The sequence below is a fragment of the Methylobacterium sp. C33D genome (assembly GCF_053345825.1).
Map to the genome: position 1 here is coordinate 56,749 of NZ_JBKFAV010000031.1, position 14,298 is coordinate 71,046.

At 67.2% G+C, this 14,298-nt stretch carries 12 protein-coding genes; 7 read left to right on the top strand and 5 right to left on the bottom strand.

The window, feature by feature from the left end:
- Positions 1-925 precede the first annotated feature (925 nt).
- Both ACLBXO_RS22845 and ACLBXO_RS22850 read right to left on the bottom strand, forming a co-directional pair.
- On the bottom strand, positions 926-1,918 hold the full coding sequence (locus tag ACLBXO_RS22845) for a hypothetical protein (protein ID WP_447686783.1): 993 nt from the start codon (positions 1,916-1,918) through the stop codon (positions 926-928).
- Positions 1,919-2,289: 371 nt separating this feature from the next.
- Positions 2,290-2,970, bottom strand: a complete 681-nt coding sequence (locus tag ACLBXO_RS22850) for a ribonuclease H family protein (protein WP_447686784.1) — start codon at positions 2,968-2,970, stop codon at positions 2,290-2,292.
- Between the two features lie 263 nt (positions 2,971-3,233).
- Here ACLBXO_RS22850 and ACLBXO_RS22855 point away from each other — a divergent pair, with 263 nt between their 5' ends.
- A complete protein-coding gene (locus ACLBXO_RS22855; protein WP_447686785.1) occupies positions 3,234-3,407 on the top strand; it encodes a hypothetical protein in 174 nt (57 codons plus the stop codon).
- Between the two features lie 989 nt (positions 3,408-4,396).
- Here ACLBXO_RS22855 and ACLBXO_RS22860 read toward each other — a convergent pair.
- Positions 4,397-4,648 carry a hypothetical protein gene (locus tag ACLBXO_RS22860; protein WP_447686786.1) on the bottom strand — a complete coding sequence of 84 codons (252 nt, stop codon included), beginning with the start codon at positions 4,646-4,648 and terminating at the stop codon, positions 4,397-4,399.
- Between the two features lie 365 nt (positions 4,649-5,013).
- Here ACLBXO_RS22860 and ACLBXO_RS22865 point away from each other — a divergent pair, with 365 nt between their 5' ends.
- The 3 genes from ACLBXO_RS22865 to ACLBXO_RS22875 all read left to right on the top strand — a co-directional run bounded on the left by ACLBXO_RS22865 (position 5,014) and on the right by ACLBXO_RS22875 (position 9,998).
- Entirely contained in the window at positions 5,014-6,099 is a 1,086-nt protein-coding gene (locus ACLBXO_RS22865; RefSeq protein WP_447686787.1) for an efflux RND transporter periplasmic adaptor subunit, read from the top strand.
- Positions 6,096-9,209 carry an efflux RND transporter permease subunit gene (locus ACLBXO_RS22870; protein ID WP_447686788.1) on the top strand — a complete coding sequence of 1,038 codons (3,114 nt, stop codon included), beginning with the start codon at positions 6,096-6,098 and terminating at the stop codon, positions 9,207-9,209. The genes ACLBXO_RS22865 and ACLBXO_RS22870 overlap by 4 nt, the downstream gene beginning before the upstream one ends.
- Before the next feature lie 246 nt (positions 9,210-9,455).
- Positions 9,456-9,998 (top strand): TetR/AcrR family transcriptional regulator, encoded by a 543-nt coding sequence (locus ACLBXO_RS22875; RefSeq protein WP_447686789.1) that lies wholly within the window; start codon positions 9,456-9,458, stop codon positions 9,996-9,998.
- A 775-nt stretch (positions 9,999-10,773) separates the two neighbouring features.
- Here ACLBXO_RS22875 and ACLBXO_RS22880 read toward each other — a convergent pair.
- The gene (locus tag ACLBXO_RS22880) at positions 10,774-11,730 is read right to left on the bottom strand and encodes a GlxA family transcriptional regulator (protein ID WP_447686790.1); all 957 of its coding nucleotides are present in this window, start codon (positions 11,728-11,730) and stop codon (positions 10,774-10,776) included.
- 134 nt (positions 11,731-11,864) lie between these two features.
- On the opposite strand from ACLBXO_RS22880, the gene ACLBXO_RS22885 reads away from it, so the two are divergent.
- The 3 genes from ACLBXO_RS22885 (at position 11,865) to ACLBXO_RS22895 (ending at position 13,982) form a co-directional block, all read left to right on the top strand.
- Entirely contained in the window at positions 11,865-12,782 is a 918-nt protein-coding gene (locus ACLBXO_RS22885) for an alpha/beta fold hydrolase (protein WP_447686791.1), read from the top strand.
- A gap of 109 nt (positions 12,783-12,891) precedes the next feature.
- On the top strand, positions 12,892-13,380 hold the full coding sequence (locus tag ACLBXO_RS22890) for a DUF302 domain-containing protein (RefSeq protein WP_447686792.1): 489 nt from the start codon (positions 12,892-12,894) through the stop codon (positions 13,378-13,380).
- A 143-nt stretch (positions 13,381-13,523) separates the two neighbouring features.
- Entirely contained in the window at positions 13,524-13,982 is a 459-nt protein-coding gene (locus ACLBXO_RS22895) for a YybH family protein (RefSeq protein ID WP_447686793.1), read from the top strand.
- A 73-nt stretch (positions 13,983-14,055) separates the two neighbouring features.
- On the opposite strand, the gene ACLBXO_RS22900 is transcribed toward ACLBXO_RS22895, so the two are convergent.
- On the bottom strand, positions 14,056-14,298 hold a 243-nt coding region (locus ACLBXO_RS22900), incomplete at its 5' end, for an integrase core domain-containing protein (RefSeq protein WP_447686794.1).

A 14,298-nucleotide genomic window follows, 5' to 3' on the forward strand; every position in this document is an offset into this window, starting at 1 on the left:
CTGCCGCTGTTCTGGGCCATCGGCTGACCGTCCAGGCGCATTGAGGAGCCCGCGCGTTCGGATACGCGGCATCGGGGCGCCGTGCGGACGCGATCGAAGTGGGATGCCGATCTGCTTCGGTCTCCTCGCGGCTTGCCCAGGCTCAGTGCGGCTTCGCGCCCCCCCCCGGCGTCCAGCCGCGCGCCTGGATGTCGACCGAGCACCGAGCGAGCGCGATACTGACGGGCTGTCGCACGTCCGAACTCACGGGCGGGCGCGCATCAGACGCAGCCCGGTCGCTCGTCCGGGCGGCCCGAGCGCACCGATCAGACCGGCATCGACGTGCCCGCCGACCGGGCCCTGTTCGAGACCGTCTTGGGCCTTGCGCTCCCATATGCCCGGGTCGTCGTCCGCCGCCCTGCGCGACGATCCGGACAGGGCGTCGGCTCTCATCGACTTTGCGCGAATACGCGGCTCGTCCGCATATTCCGAAGATTTCAAGGCGCATCACAGCGGCCTCGAGCAGCGTAACCGGGAAGAGATCGATGCGGCGAACGCTCGCCTGAGTGCCGATGGCCGGAACGTGCCCGAGCCGCGCGACTGCCGCGGCGCCGGGACGTTCGGATACAGGTCCAGGGACAGCCATCGCGGCGAGGCTGCCACGTAGATCCAGTGCCGGCGCTCACACTCCGCGATCGCCCACCCCGGCCGTTGGGGCTCGAACGCGACGGGTGCCTCGCCGATGCCCGCTCCTGCCGCGCTGCGCGGCGGACGTGGCCGGGTGGAAGACCACCCGGAAGGGACGCCGCGTCTTCGCCTCGCTCTGGCTACGCGAGCAACTACCGAACGCTGCCATGCCTCGACCGTCCCGCAACGCGGGACACGAACCGCGACTTCGTGCCGGAAATGAAGTGATCGAGAGCGGACCTACGGCTCGCTCGATACCTCACATATTGAGGTACGGCCTTCTTTTCGTGACCATCTTGTCGATGCCGGTCAGGTTTTCGCGCCACAAAGCCGCGGCCCGCTGTTCCGGGGACAAGTCCGAAACCAGATCTTCCATCTTGTCGATCGAGAATGGCGGGTTCGGGCAGAAATACGGTGTCAAGGGCTTCTGTGCATAATAGTTGAAGAAGAGCGCCCTGCGATTCCGCCCTGTGGCCGGCTTACCCCTGTGGAAATACTTGAATGTATCACAAAGTATCACTGTGCCCTTCACGCCTGTAAAGGACGTGATATCGAATTTGATCTCGCCGTCCTCCTGTAGTTTTATCAGCTGATTGTGAAAAAACCCGCTCTTGTTCCTCGACGCTGCGGAAAGATGCTGCAGATGCAGTATCTCTAGAGGTCCGTCGCTGTCATCAACATCGTTGAGATAGACAGCAACCTTTACCATTGGATTATCCTCACTGTCCTTGTGCCACGTCCTGGCCCCTCTCTCCGACCCGTCAGCGATGGTGAAGAATATATCGACCCCCCCGTAAGCGACCGGAAGCTTCAGGTAGGACTCGACAATTTTGAGCAGCCTGGCATCCAGTCCCGCTCGAAAAACAGCCTTGAACTGACTTAACAGAGAGGGATACGCGCGGAGCAACCTGATGATGTCTATATTATCGCCTGTCTTGAAGTAATTTTCCTCAATGCAATTGTAGATTTCTTCGGCCGCGGATTGAAATTTGGCGCTCCTGAAAGACTCGAACATCCCATAATTGGCCACACAGAAGCCATCTTCGGCCAAGCGCTGGCCTAACCGACGCTCTTCATCTGTTAACAAGGGCAATCTTTGGCTGTGATCTCGTATGAGCTCGGATCTGAATTTTTCCCTATTTTTCTTTATGACCTTTGTCGAATATATGAGATGTATTGTCTTCGATGGCCACTGGAGAACTCTATGAACTATTTTTTGCACAACGCCAACTGTCGCTCGAACAATCTTCATGGGCGTCGATTCCTAGAGCCGCGGACAGCTGCTAACGGAGCCTCTTCGCAAACCTCCTGCCATCTTAAACAGCTGGAAGTCGATGAGCCAGGGCTTTCCACCGCTCTGGGGACGCTCTCCGAGCGCAAATACAGTGAGATTCGGCAGGACGCATCGGCGTCGACGCTCACGTATCGATCAAGTATTGGGTTCCATCAAATTCTGGAAATCCAGAAAGCCGCAAGCGATCGAATTTCCGCGTCCAGACTCGTGTAGGGAAAGTAGAGAGGATGTGGCTGCCTCGCCATCCGCCGTGAACGGACCGACGCGGCGGGGGGCACGCGTCACCGGACGCGCGCCCCGAAGTCGTGCCTTCACAAGTCGCTTTGGGTTCAAGGATCGGCCTTGACGCCGGCTCGGCCCGAACGCAGGCGTGCGACCTCGCCCGGCCCGATCTCGAGATAGAAGCGGATCGCGTCGTCGACCAGCGCGTCGGGCGTGACACCCGCGGCCTTCGCGGCCCGAGCGATCTGGAGACCGAGCGCGAGATCGACGCGCAGGTCGGCGCCCCGACTCGACGGCGTCGGCGCGGCGGTCGGGACCGGTACGGGCGCGGCGCTGCTGCGCGACTCGAGCTTGCCGAGCTTCGCTTCGCGACGGCCCTTGTGGACGAGCGCGTCGGCGCGCTCGTTGAGGCGGTCGCCGGCATGCCCGCGCACCCAGGTCCACTTCACGTCGCGTGCCGCGTTCAGTTCGTCAAGGCGCTTCATGAGATCGACGTTCTTCACGTCGCCTGTGGTCGACCGCCAGCCCCTTGCCTTCCAGCCGCGCATCCACTCGGTCACGGATTTGACCACGTACTGGCTGTCGCACCGCATCTCGATCGCGGCCCCGGCGGGGAAATGCTCGAGGCCCTTGATCGCCGCCGTCAGCTCCATCCGGTTGTTGGTGGTGGTGCCGGGCTCGCCGCCGCACAGCTCGACCGTGCCGTCCGGGGCCGCGATGACGACGCCCCAACCGCCCGGTCCGGGGTTCGGGTCGCAACCGCCATCGGCATAAACGATCGTTCGCATCGTGGGCTCAGCCCTCTCGTACGCAGTGGTCGGTGGGTGGCCGCCCTGGATGCCCGAAATTGGCGGATAGATGGTAGCCCCAATCCGGGCCGGTACCGCTGGCGGGCGGCGCGCCGGGCATTCCGTCTATCACCGATCCCGCGCCGCGGCGTGGCCGGCGGGGCACTCGCCGGCGCAACTCTCTGCGGACTGACCTTCGAGTGGGAAGAGGATCGGACGCAGCGGATGTGGGGGGCACACTGCGAGGCGCGGACATGCGCCGGATGGACGCCTTCCTCGCGGTCCGGATGCTCCGCCTCGCCCGCTTCGATCTCGCTCGGTACGAGGTGCTGATCAGCGACGCAGACGCGAACCTCGCTGGTTCACGGGATCGGGTGCGGGTCTTCGAAGCCTTGGCCGCACGGGCGGGCCTGCCGACGCTGTCAGCGATGCGTTGACGATGTGCGTCAGTTCGCGGGAGAATGGCCCGGCGGCGTCACCCGCAGCCGGGCCTCCGGCGAGGTTGCCGGGCTTCTACCTGCGATGGCGGAAGTGGCGACGCACAAAGCGACGTTCCGCGCGATGCATGCGGCGGATCGGATGCCAGCGAACGTTGGTGATGCCCTCCTGGGCGCCGGCGACAGTCGCGGCGGGAGCCGGGCTGAGCGGGGCTGCCGAAGCGGGCGTCGTGAGAGCGGCAGCGCCGAACGCGGCCAGCAGGGCCGCAGTGATGACTGATGTGCGCAAGGGACGTTCCTCTCGTGCGGCCACCCGAACGGTGACGTCTCACGAAGCAGCGTCGCCGATCGATGGTTCCGGAGGCAGGAGCGCGAAATGCGAAACGGCTCCCGCTTCGAGGCGCATCCACACCCGGCCCAGCAGCTTGAGGGGCACGCTCAGGTCGGGTGTGGAGCGTCAGCCTTGGCCGACAGGTCAACTTATGGTGGGCCTGGACTGAAGCGCGATTAAATTCGGTGTCACCTTGGCCGTGAGCATCCACGCCCGCCCTCGACAGCTGAGAGGGGCAAATCTGCGGGCGGACGTGGACGACCGGACGAGGCCGGCATGAACAGATTCGCGGGCCGCACCTGCAGATTACCTGCTTCGGCTGCATGCCTGGCCATCCACGCCCGCCCGAACTGCTGAGGGGGGGGCGAGCTTCAGACGGGCGTGGACCGCTGGCCATTCCCCCCAGGGCGGACCGACGCCTCGACGGTAAACCTGAAGGCAGGGTTGGTCGCCAACCTATGAGGCCGCCATCACGATTGCCGCTCGCGCAGCCGGTGCGGGCGGCCAAGTTCCCACTCGACCCGTGCCGTCCCTTCGAAGCCGCTCACGCGGCTCGGGCCAAGTTGTGGGCGGATCGGTTCACCTGAAAGCTGAAGCACTGATGCACTGAGCTTTCATGGATCAAATCCGAGGCGGATGTTTCCTCGAACAGGCCGAGTTACCGCGCGAAGGTCTCGGGCTTGAGACTGCCCAGCGCGAGATGTTTGCCGAACGGATTGCCCGTGTACCGGACTGACTTGAGAGAGACCGGAGACCGGAACGCCTGAACAGTCCGCATGTGCCGCGGCCAGTCCGGGTCGGAGATCGCGGCCGCGAACACGGATCCGATCGACGCATCGCCGGGCACGCGGCTGTAGAAGGCACCGAGAAAGCGGGCGAGATGGGCTTCATCGAGCGCGGCGTCAGGCATGGTCCTGACATGCCTGCTGTCGCCGTCGCGCGCGTCGCCCGACCCGGGCCAGCGTTGGCTTCGAACCGCACCCGAGGATGTCTCGAGCGAGCCGCACGGGCGGCGGGCTGCCGGACGCCTCCGGTCGAGAGCGGCGCGCCCGCTCGGGCACGCGAAGCGCGCGGATCCTCACCGTCGGCGGAGTGCGAAGCCCGCCGGTCACATGAACCCGCCGGCAAACTTCCGCCAACGGCCGCACGCCGTCTGGCCGTCACCGACGCCTGCCCGCGAAGCGAGCGGCGCGGACACCATTGACCGTGCAGGCGCGCGATAATAAATGATGGACATAATTTTTGCGACGACCAGCTGGCGACGGAGTTACGGCCATGGATGCGCGATGGGTGATCGGGTTCGCCGGCTTGGCGCTCGCGGCATGCTCGCCGGCCGAGACCGCCGTCACGCCGGAGCCGCCGCTGGTCCAGACCGTCGCGGTCGCGCCCGCCGCGGCGGCGGTGGCGCGCTACACCGGCGTGATCCGGGCGCGCACCGAGAGCAATCTCGGCTTCCGGGTCGGCGGCAAGATCTTCGAGCGCTTGGTCGACCCGGGCGACCACGTGCGCCTCGGCCAGCCCCTGATGCGTCTCGACCGGACCGACTTCGCCCTGGCGCTCAACGCGGCCCGCGCCTCGGTCGAGGCGGCCCGCGCGCAGATGATCAAGGCCAGGGCCGACGAGGAGCGCAGCCGCAAGCTCGTCGGCGACGGCTGGACCTCGAAGCAGACCTACGACCAGAACAGGGCGGCCGCCGACGCGGCTATCGCCCAGTTCGCCAATGCCGAGGCGCAGGCGAGCCAGATCGCCAACCAGGCCGGCTATTCCGAGCTCCAGGCCGACGCCGACGGCGTCGTGATGGAGGTGCCGACCGAGCCGGGCCAAGTCGTCGCCGCCGGGCAGACGGTGGTGAAGCTCGCCCGCGACGGCGCGCGCGAGGCGGAGGTGTTCCTGCCGGAGGGGAGTCGGCAACGCGCGAAGGGCGCGGCGTCAGCGACCCTCTACGCCGAGGGCGAGACCACCTACCCGGCCAAGCTCCGGGAATTGTCGGCCACGGCCGATCCGGCGACCCGCACCTACCGCGCCCGCTACATCCTGTCGGGCGGGGGCGAGGCCGCGCCCCTCGGGGCGACCGTGACGCTCCAGCTGACCCCTGTGCGGGCACAGGCGCGGGCTTCGGTCTCCGTCCCCCTGGGGGCCCTGTTCGACCAGGGCGGCGGCTCGGCCGTCTGGCGCTACGACGCCGGGACCCAGACCGTCGCGGCGCAACCCGTCACCGTCGCGCGCCTGTCGGAGGAGACCGCGGAAGTCGCCTCGGGCCTGATGCCCGGTGACCGGATCGTCGCGCTCGGCGCCCATCTGCTGAAGGCCGGCGAGACGGTCCGTCAGGCCAACGCCAGCGTCGTGGAGGCCGGCCGATGAACGCCTCCGGCTTCAACCTCTCGGCCCTGGCGGTGCGCGAGCGCGCCGTCACGCTGTTCCTCCTGCTCGCCGTCACCGCGGCCGGGATCTTCGCCTTCGAGAAGCTCGGGCGCGCCGAGGACCCGACCTTCACGGTCAAGACCATGGCGGTCTCGGCCGCCTGGCCCGGCGCGACCACAGACGAGATGCAGCGGCAGGTCGCCGACCCGCTGGAGAAGCGCCTCCAGGAACTCGCCTACTACGACCGGGTCGAGACGACCGTCCGCCCCGGCCTGATGCTCATGAAGGTCTTCTTCAGGGACAGCATGCCGCCGGCCAAGCTCCAGTCGGAATTCTACCAGGCGCGCAAGAAGCTCTCCGACCAGGCCTCCGGCCTGCCGCGCGGCGTGCTCGGGCCGCTGTTCAACGACGAGTTCTCGGACGTCTACTTCGCCCTCTACGCGCTCCAGGCCCAGGGGCTGCCGCACCGGCACCTCGTGCTCCGCGCGGAGGAGCTGCGCCAGCGGCTGCTGCGCGTGCCCGGCGTCGAGAAGATCAACATCCTCGGCGAGCAGGCGCAGAAGATCTTCGTCGAGGTGTCCTACCAGCGCCTCGCGACGCTGGGCATCACCGGCCAGCAGCTCCTGGCGGCGCTGGCCAACCAGAACGACGTGACGCCGGCCGGCTTCGTCGAGGCCGATGGCCCGCGGGTGTACCTGCGCCTCGACGGCGCCATCGACGGCCTCGACGCGATCCGCGACCTCCCGGTGGCGGTCGGCGACCGCAGCCTCAAGCTCGGCGACATCGCCGCGGTCAGGCGCGGCTACGAGGACCCGAAGACCTTCGCGATCCGCAACGACGGCGCGCCGGCCCTGGTGCTGGGTCTCGTGATGAAGCCGGGCTTCAACGGACTCAGCCTGGGCGAGGCGCTGAACGCCGAGGAGGTCGCGATCCATCGCGACCTCCCGACCGGCATCACCTTCTCGAAGATCACCGACCAGGCGAAGGTCATCGACGACGCCATCCACGAGTTCATGGTGAAGTTCTTCACCGCGCTCTCGGTGGTGATCTTCGTCAGCCTCGTGGCGCTGGGCTTCCGGGTCGGCGTCGTGGTGGCGCTGGCGGTGCCGCTGACCCTCTCCGCCGTGTTCGTGGTCATGATGATCACCGGCCGCGACTTCGACCGCATCACGCTCGGCGCCCTGATCATCTCGCTCGGCCTCCTCGTCGACGACGCCATCATCGCCATCGAGATGATGGTGGTGCGCATGGAGGAGGGCGCCGACCGGGTCTCGGCGGCGACCCATGCCTGGAGCGCCACGGCCGCGCCGATGCTGACCGGCACGCTCGTCACCATCGCGGGCTTCCTGCCCGTCGGCTTCGCCGCCTCCACGGCGGGCGAGTATGCCGGCAACATCTTCTGGGTGGTGGCGTTCTCGCTGATCGTCTCGTGGATCGTGGCCGTGACCTTCACGCCCTATCTCGGCGTCAAGCTCCTGCCCGACATCAAGACGGTCGCGGGCGGTCACGCCGCGATCTACGCCACGCGGAACTACGAGCGCCTGCGCCGGGTCGTGCGCCTATCCGTCGATCACAAGTGGATAGCCGCCGGCATTACCGTGGCGCTATTCGCGTCGGCCGCAGCCGGCATGGGCAAGGTCGAGAAGCAGTTCTTCCCGAACTCGGAGCGTTCCGAACTCATCGTCGAGGTGACGCTGCCGACCGGCTCCGCCTTCGCGACCACCGAGGCCAGCGTCCGGAAGGTCGAGGCGGCCGTGCGCGCGCTGCCCGAGGCGGGCGAGATCACGAGCTATATCGGCCAGGGCATGCCGCGCTTCGTCCTGTCCTTCGACCCGGAGCTGCCCGATCCCGCCTTCGCGCAGATCGTCGTCCAGACCGCCGACGCCCGCGCCCGCGACGTGCTGCGCGGCAAGCTGCGCCGTCTCGTGGACGAGGGCCTCTTCCCGGAGGCACGGGTCCGGGTCCTGCAGATCGTGTTCGGGCCGCCGGTGCGCTTTCCCGTCGCCTTCCGGGTGGTCGGGCCCGACCTCAACGTCATCCGGGACATCGCCGCGGAGGTGCGCGACGTCATGATGGCCAACCCCAACATGCGCCTCGTCCACCTCGACTGGGGCGACAGGACGCCGACCCTGCACCTCGCCCTCGACCAGGAGCGCCTGCGCCTGATCGGCCTGACCCCAAAGGAGGCCGGCCAGCAATTGCAGAGCTACCTCAACGGGACGCCGGCGACGCAGGTCCGCGAGAACCTGCGTTCCGTGGACGTGCTCCTGCGCAGCCCCGGCCCCGAGCGTCGCTCGCTCGGCGACATCGGCGACCTGACACTGGCCACGCAGGACGGCCGACAGGTGCCGCTCTCCCAGGTCGCGCATCTGGAGAGCCGCAGCGAGGACGCGGTGCTCAAGCGCTACAACCGCGAGACCTACATCCGCGTGCAGGGCGACGTGATCGACGGCAAGCAGCCGCCGGACATCCACGCGCAGATCGTTCCCGAACTCGCGGCCATCAAGGCGAAGCTGCCGGCCGGCTACCGCATCGACACGGCCGGCTCGGTGGAGGAGAGCGAGAAGGCGATGACGGCGCTGGTGACGGTCTTCCCGCTGATGCTGATCGTGACCCTCACGGTCATCATGCTGCAGGTCCGCTCGTTCACCACGATGTTCATGGTGTTCGCGACCGCGCCGCTCGGCCTCGTCGGGGCGGTCCCGACGCTGCTCGTCTTCCACCAGCCCTTCGGCTTCAACGCGATCCTCGGCCTGATCGCCCTGTCGGGCATCCTGATGCGCAACACGCTGATCCTGGTGGATCAGATCCACCACGACCGCGCGGCCGGCCTGTCGGACTACGAGGCCATCGTCGAGTCGACGGTGCGGCGGGCCCGACCGGTGATCCTGACGGCCGCCGCCGCGATGCTCGCCTTCATCCCGCTCACCCACTCGGTGTTCTGGGGGGCGCTGGCCTACGTGCTGATCGGCGGCGTCGGGGTCGGGACCCTGCTGACGCTGCTGTTCCTGCCGGCGCTCTACGCCCTCTGGTTCCGGGTCAGGCGGGACGCGCGCGCGACGCAGACCGCATCCGGCCCCGCGCCCGTGCCCGTGCCGGCCGAGCCGTGACCTGGCATCAACCTTGGCATCAATCCCAACCGATGCCCCGCTATCGCGTGCTCGGGTCTCGGGCGCGCGGTGCATCGACCGGCTCGCGCTTCGCCCCCTCGCGCGGGCCGGTCGACAGCCCTGACCGGCGGCCGCGGCGCGACCGCGAGGCCGCCTTCCGCAGGGCCTCGAGCAACCGAGCGTCACCCGCCCTTCAATAAATGATATTGCGCATCTATGTGAGAGGACGGAGCGGAGGACGATACGATGCCACGAGTCTCGCAGGAGCAAGCGAAGCTGAATCGCCAGCGCGTGGTCGAGGTCGCGTCGGCCTTGTTCCGGGAGCGCGGCCTGCACGGTATCGGCGTCGTCGACATCATGGCGGCCGCCGGCCTGACCCATGGCGGCTTCTACGGTCAGTTCGCCAACAAGGATGCCCTCGCCGCGGAGGCGTTCGACGCCGCGATCAGCAACGAGTATCGCGCGAACCTCGACGCCTTCATCGAGAACTACCTCTCTCTGGGGCACGTCCGGATGCCGGGAAGAGGCTGCCCCGTGGCGGCACTGGTGAACGACGTCGGGCGTGAGCCGCCCGGAAGCGCCCTGCGCGCGCGGTTCACGCAGGGGGTCCAGGGGCTCGCGGACCTCATCGCGGACAGGCTGCCCAGAGCGTCGAAGGAGCGCCGCAGGCAGCGCGCCCTGATCGCGTTGTCGACCATGGTCGGGGCTGTGGTGCTGGCACGGGGCGTCGACGACGAGGCGCTGGCCGACGAACTGCTGAAGGCGGCGCGCTCGACCATCCCGGGCTGAGCCCTTCGAGGCGCGGCGAGGCTCCGGCTCTTCCATTGCCGGGCATTCCATGAAGTCGAATCTTCCCTCGTAGATCCGGACAAGCGGCCGGGGCCGGTGACGGCCTGGGCCGTGGCCTGGGATTCCGATAGTGTGGAAACTGAGGGTTCTTACTGCTGAATACTTGACAAAGGATCTCGATCAGGACCCGAGAACCGGATTCTCTACGAGGCCGCCCACACATGGCGCGCGCGCTTCGACGGCGTGGAGGTCTCGGATGCGCGCCTCCTGAAGGCGCGCGACGAGGACGTGTCCGCCGTCAGGACGCCCGTGACAGATCGAGGGTCTTCACGAACGGAGGATGGCTGGGTTCATCGTAGGCCCAGGCGCGAAGATGAAACGGTCGTCCGGGCCGGCGGAAAGCCGACAGACGCGGTGGTCGAGGACCTTCGCCGCGCCACGCGTCGGCAGTTCTCGGCCGAGGAGAAGACCCGCATCGTGCTGGAGGGCCTGCGCGGCGAGTTGGAGGCGCGGGTCGCCGCCTTCGAGCACAGCCCCCACGCTCGGTCTCGCGAGAGCCCGGGCGACCTCACTCCCGCCGACGTCTACCTTGGTCGCGGGGAGGCCATCCTGCAGGACCGGGCGCGGATCAAAGGCCAGACCCTCATAAGCCGCCGCTCGCGCACCACGCGCACGCTGCCTGGCGGCCACCCAGGTGGACCAGAGGCCCCGTTCCTGAGCGCCTCGAACCGTCTCACATCATCTGGCGACGGACAGGCCTGCAGAACGGGCTGCGCTACAAGGAAACATCAGGCGGGGCGAGATGGCGGGCGTTGCGTCTGAGGACTTGGGGCGGCTGGCCGAACGCGCGCAGGAACGCGCGTCGCATCCGCTCCCGGTCGGCGAACCCGGTCTCCTGGGCCACCGTGTCGAGAGAATGCCTGCCGTCCTCCAGCATCGTCCGGGCAGCGTCCAGGCGGAGGTTCTCGACAGCCTTCGCGGGTGACTGGCCGGTCTCGTCGCGGAAGATCCGGCTGAATTGGCGTGGACTGAGGCGCGCTGCCTCCGCCAGCTCCTCAACGCTGAGTTCGTTCCTGAGATTGCTCCTGGCGTAGGCCAGGACTTTCTGGACCCGGTCGGACCGTGGCTGGAGCTCCAGCAAGGCGGAGAACTGCGACTGGCCACCCGTCCTGCGGTGGTAGACAACGAGCTTCCGGGCGATCCCCTTCGACATCTCGGGCCCGAGGTCGTCCTCGACCAACGCCAGCGTGAGGTCGATGCCGGCGGTCATGCCCGCCGAGGTCCAGACATTGCCGTCCGAAACGAAGATGCGGTCGTCGTCGACCTTGATCGATGGGTAGAGCCGCTGCAGGTCGCGGGCGTGGGCCCAGTGGGTCGCTGCCTTCCGACCGTCGAGCAGGCCCGCCTCGGCCAGCAGAAACGCCCCTGTGCAGGTCGCGGCGATCCGACGGGCGGTGGCCGCCGTCTCGCGCAACCGCTCGATCAAGCCGGGGGCCGCGGGCTCGACCGTGACGGCGCCGACAACGATGACTGTGTCGAAGCGCCGGCCCGAAAAGGGCTCCGTCTCGATGACCATGCCGATCGAGGTCCTGATCGGCAAACCTTCCTCGGACAGGAACGCCACATCGTAGAAGCCGTGGCCGAGTTCCAGATTGGCGAACTCGAAGGCCGTCAGCGGGGCCAGGTTCATGACCTGGAACCCGGGGAACAGGACGACACCGATGGACGGCACGACGGATCCCTGCCTCGAATGTCCGAAAAAGGTGGATCTTAGACATATGGGATATGACGACGGGCGTCTAGGTTCCATCGCAACGGGCGTGGGCAACACCCCGCGCAGACACGTCGCCCCGGGACCCGACCGCCATGATTGTGCAATCCGTCGCCAGCCTGAGCCACGAGGCACAGGATTACACCCGCCGTTGGCTCTCTTCCGGCGAGATCGCCGCCGCGACCCTGCCGGATGAGACTCGCATCCGGTACGTCAAGGTCGGTAGTGGGCCGGATCTCATCCTCACTCACACGGTCAGGACCCAGCTCGACCTGTTCCAGCGCGTGATCCCGCTGCTGTCGCCGCACTTCACGGTGTACGCGCTCGACCTCCCGGGTTTCGGCTGGTCAGACCTGAGACCGGACGCCCCGAAGGACGAGCCCACCCTGCGGGCGGCTCTGAGATCGTTCATCGCCATCCTCGGCATCGAGCGCCCGACCCTCGCGGGCGAGTCCATCGGGGCGACGTTGTCGCTCTCGCTCGCCGCGGAACTCGGCGATGAAGTCGAGCGGGTCTTCGCGTTCAACACCTACGACTACCTGCCGGGACTGGAGCGGTCGAACCTCCTGGCCTCGATCATCATCAAGAGCGTGCGGGCGCCGGTCGTCGGTCCGATCTTCGCAGCGCTTGAGAACCGGGCCATCACCGGCGGCATCATGAGCGGGGGCTTCCACGACCCGCGCAGCCTGCCCCCAGACCTCTTGGACGAGTACGCCCGGGTCGGCAGCCGAACCGGCTACAGCAAGGCCGCGCGGAGGTTGCTCAAGGCGCTTCCGAGCTTCGTCGCCGCCCGCGCGCGCTATCGCTCGGTCACTGCGCCGGTCACGCTCGTCTGGGGCGATCGGGACTGGGCCACGCCCCGGGACCGCGCGGGCGTCGAGGCCGCAATCCTTTCGCCGGAGGTCATCACCCTCGATCGGACGGGGCACTTCAGCGCCCTGGAGCGCCCGCAGGCCTGGGCTGACATCATCCTCGCGCGGAGGGCGAAGACGGAGGTCTCGGCCGTCCGCTGACCGCCCGCTGTCTTCGCCGTCCGGATCCCGCGCCCTGCGACCCGGGCGGAGCGAGATCCACCGTCATGACCTGCGCCGCACTCGCCCCGAGAAACGAGGGATTGATACCATGTCCGAACAGATGACCTCGACCCACGTCACGGTCGAGCATGTGACGCTCCGCTCGCTGAAGTCCTTCGAGGCGGTGCGCGCTGCCCTGGAAGCTTCGGTGCCCCCGCTCGATCACGCCTATGCCAAGCTCCTGCTGGTCGGGAAGGTGGATGAGGCGCGCGATCTCCTCGAACGACAGGCGCCGCTCTCGATCTTCGGTGCCCGGGACCATGGCGGCCTGCTCCTCACGGCCGGACTGACCCGCAGCGCCATCCAGTACGACATCGGCAATCCGCTGACGGCCGCGCGGATGACCCGGCACGCCCTTTCAGCCGCCTTGTACGCGCCGATCCGGGTGCTGCTGCGCGAGGATGCCGATGGCGATGTCGCGTTCGAATACGATCGCCCGGCCAGCACCTTCGGTCAATTCGGGAAGCCGGAGGTCGATGACGTCGCCCGTAACCTGGACGATCAGCTCCGCGCCGTTCTCGCCACGGCTGCGGGCTGAACCATAGCACTGCGCCCGGGCGGCCCGCTCCGTCGATGCCAGTGCCGTGAGACCGACGCGGCCATCGCTGCATCAGCGCTGACCGGGTTCGCTCGACCATCGAGAGATTATCCCTGCGCTATCCCTAATCGGAAGAGGTATCTATGAAGAACTATATGCTCCCTGCCGCCGCAATCGCCCTGATGCTTCCAGGAAGAGCATCGGCCGACCAGAGCGAAACAGAGGCGCGGGATCTATTCACCAGGTTCGTGACCGCGCAGAACGCCCATGACGTGGACGACGTGAGATCCATGCTCTGGGCTTCGCCGGAGGCACTTTTCTTCTCGCGCGGCGCAGACATCCGGGGAGCAGACGCTGTGGCTGAGCGCTTCAAGACTTACTATCAAGGCACGTGGCGATTGAACCCGGACATGAGCAACTTCCACGCAACGGCGCTCTCGACCGATGTGGTCCAGATCCTCGTTCCAGTTGTCTTCACGCGCGGGCTCCCCGGGCATGAGCCGCGAACCGACACCTTTCTGATCTGTCAGACGCTCAAGAAAACTCAGGACGGGTGGCGTGTCGCCTCGATCTTGCCGATAGCCAATAATACACTGAGATAGCGGCCCATCACCGCAATTCGCCGCGCCGCGGCCCGCATCTGATCGGCCCCCACGTGGTGGTCCGAGTTCAAAGTTAGTGCAGCGTTGGCCGTTGCTCCACTGGTAGCTTGGCCGGCGGAGCCGGTCGGGCGAGCGCAGCCGGCCAAGCGGTCATGGCCGGCACGAACACCTCTGGAGCTGGTGGCTTATAGCCAAGCGCGCCATGCGGGCGGATCGTGTTGTAGTGCCGACGCCAGCTTTCGATGATGATCTGTGCCTCCTTGAGCGTGTAGAAGATCTCGCCGTTCAGAAGTTCATCCCGCAATCGCGCGTTGAA

Excerpts from the sequence above, each read along its gene's own strand:
- ACLBXO_RS22875 (WP_447686789.1), top strand. The coding sequence starts at position 9,456 with ATGCCACGAGTCTCGCAGGAGCAAGCGAAGCTGAATCGCCAGCGCGTG.
- ACLBXO_RS22860 (WP_447686786.1), bottom strand. The coding sequence starts at position 4,648 with ATGCCTGACGCCGCGCTCGATGAAGCCCATCTCGCCCGCTTTCTCGGT.
- ACLBXO_RS22895 (WP_447686793.1), top strand. The coding sequence starts at position 13,524 with ATGAAGAACTATATGCTCCCTGCCGCCGCAATCGCCCTGATGCTTCCA.
- ACLBXO_RS22850 (WP_447686784.1), bottom strand. The coding sequence starts at position 2,970 with ATGCGAACGATCGTTTATGCCGATGGCGGTTGCGACCCGAACCCCGGA.
- ACLBXO_RS22890 (WP_447686792.1), top strand. The coding sequence starts at position 12,892 with ATGTCCGAACAGATGACCTCGACCCACGTCACGGTCGAGCATGTGACG.
- ACLBXO_RS22865 (WP_447686787.1), top strand. The coding sequence starts at position 5,014 with ATGGATGCGCGATGGGTGATCGGGTTCGCCGGCTTGGCGCTCGCGGCA.
- ACLBXO_RS22855 (WP_447686785.1), top strand. The coding sequence starts at position 3,234 with ATGGACGCCTTCCTCGCGGTCCGGATGCTCCGCCTCGCCCGCTTCGAT.
- ACLBXO_RS22845 (WP_447686783.1), bottom strand. The coding sequence starts at position 1,918 with ATGAAGATTGTTCGAGCGACAGTTGGCGTTGTGCAAAAAATAGTTCAT.
- ACLBXO_RS22870 (WP_447686788.1), top strand. The coding sequence starts at position 6,096 with ATGAACGCCTCCGGCTTCAACCTCTCGGCCCTGGCGGTGCGCGAGCGC.
- ACLBXO_RS22885 (WP_447686791.1), top strand. The coding sequence starts at position 11,865 with ATGATTGTGCAATCCGTCGCCAGCCTGAGCCACGAGGCACAGGATTAC.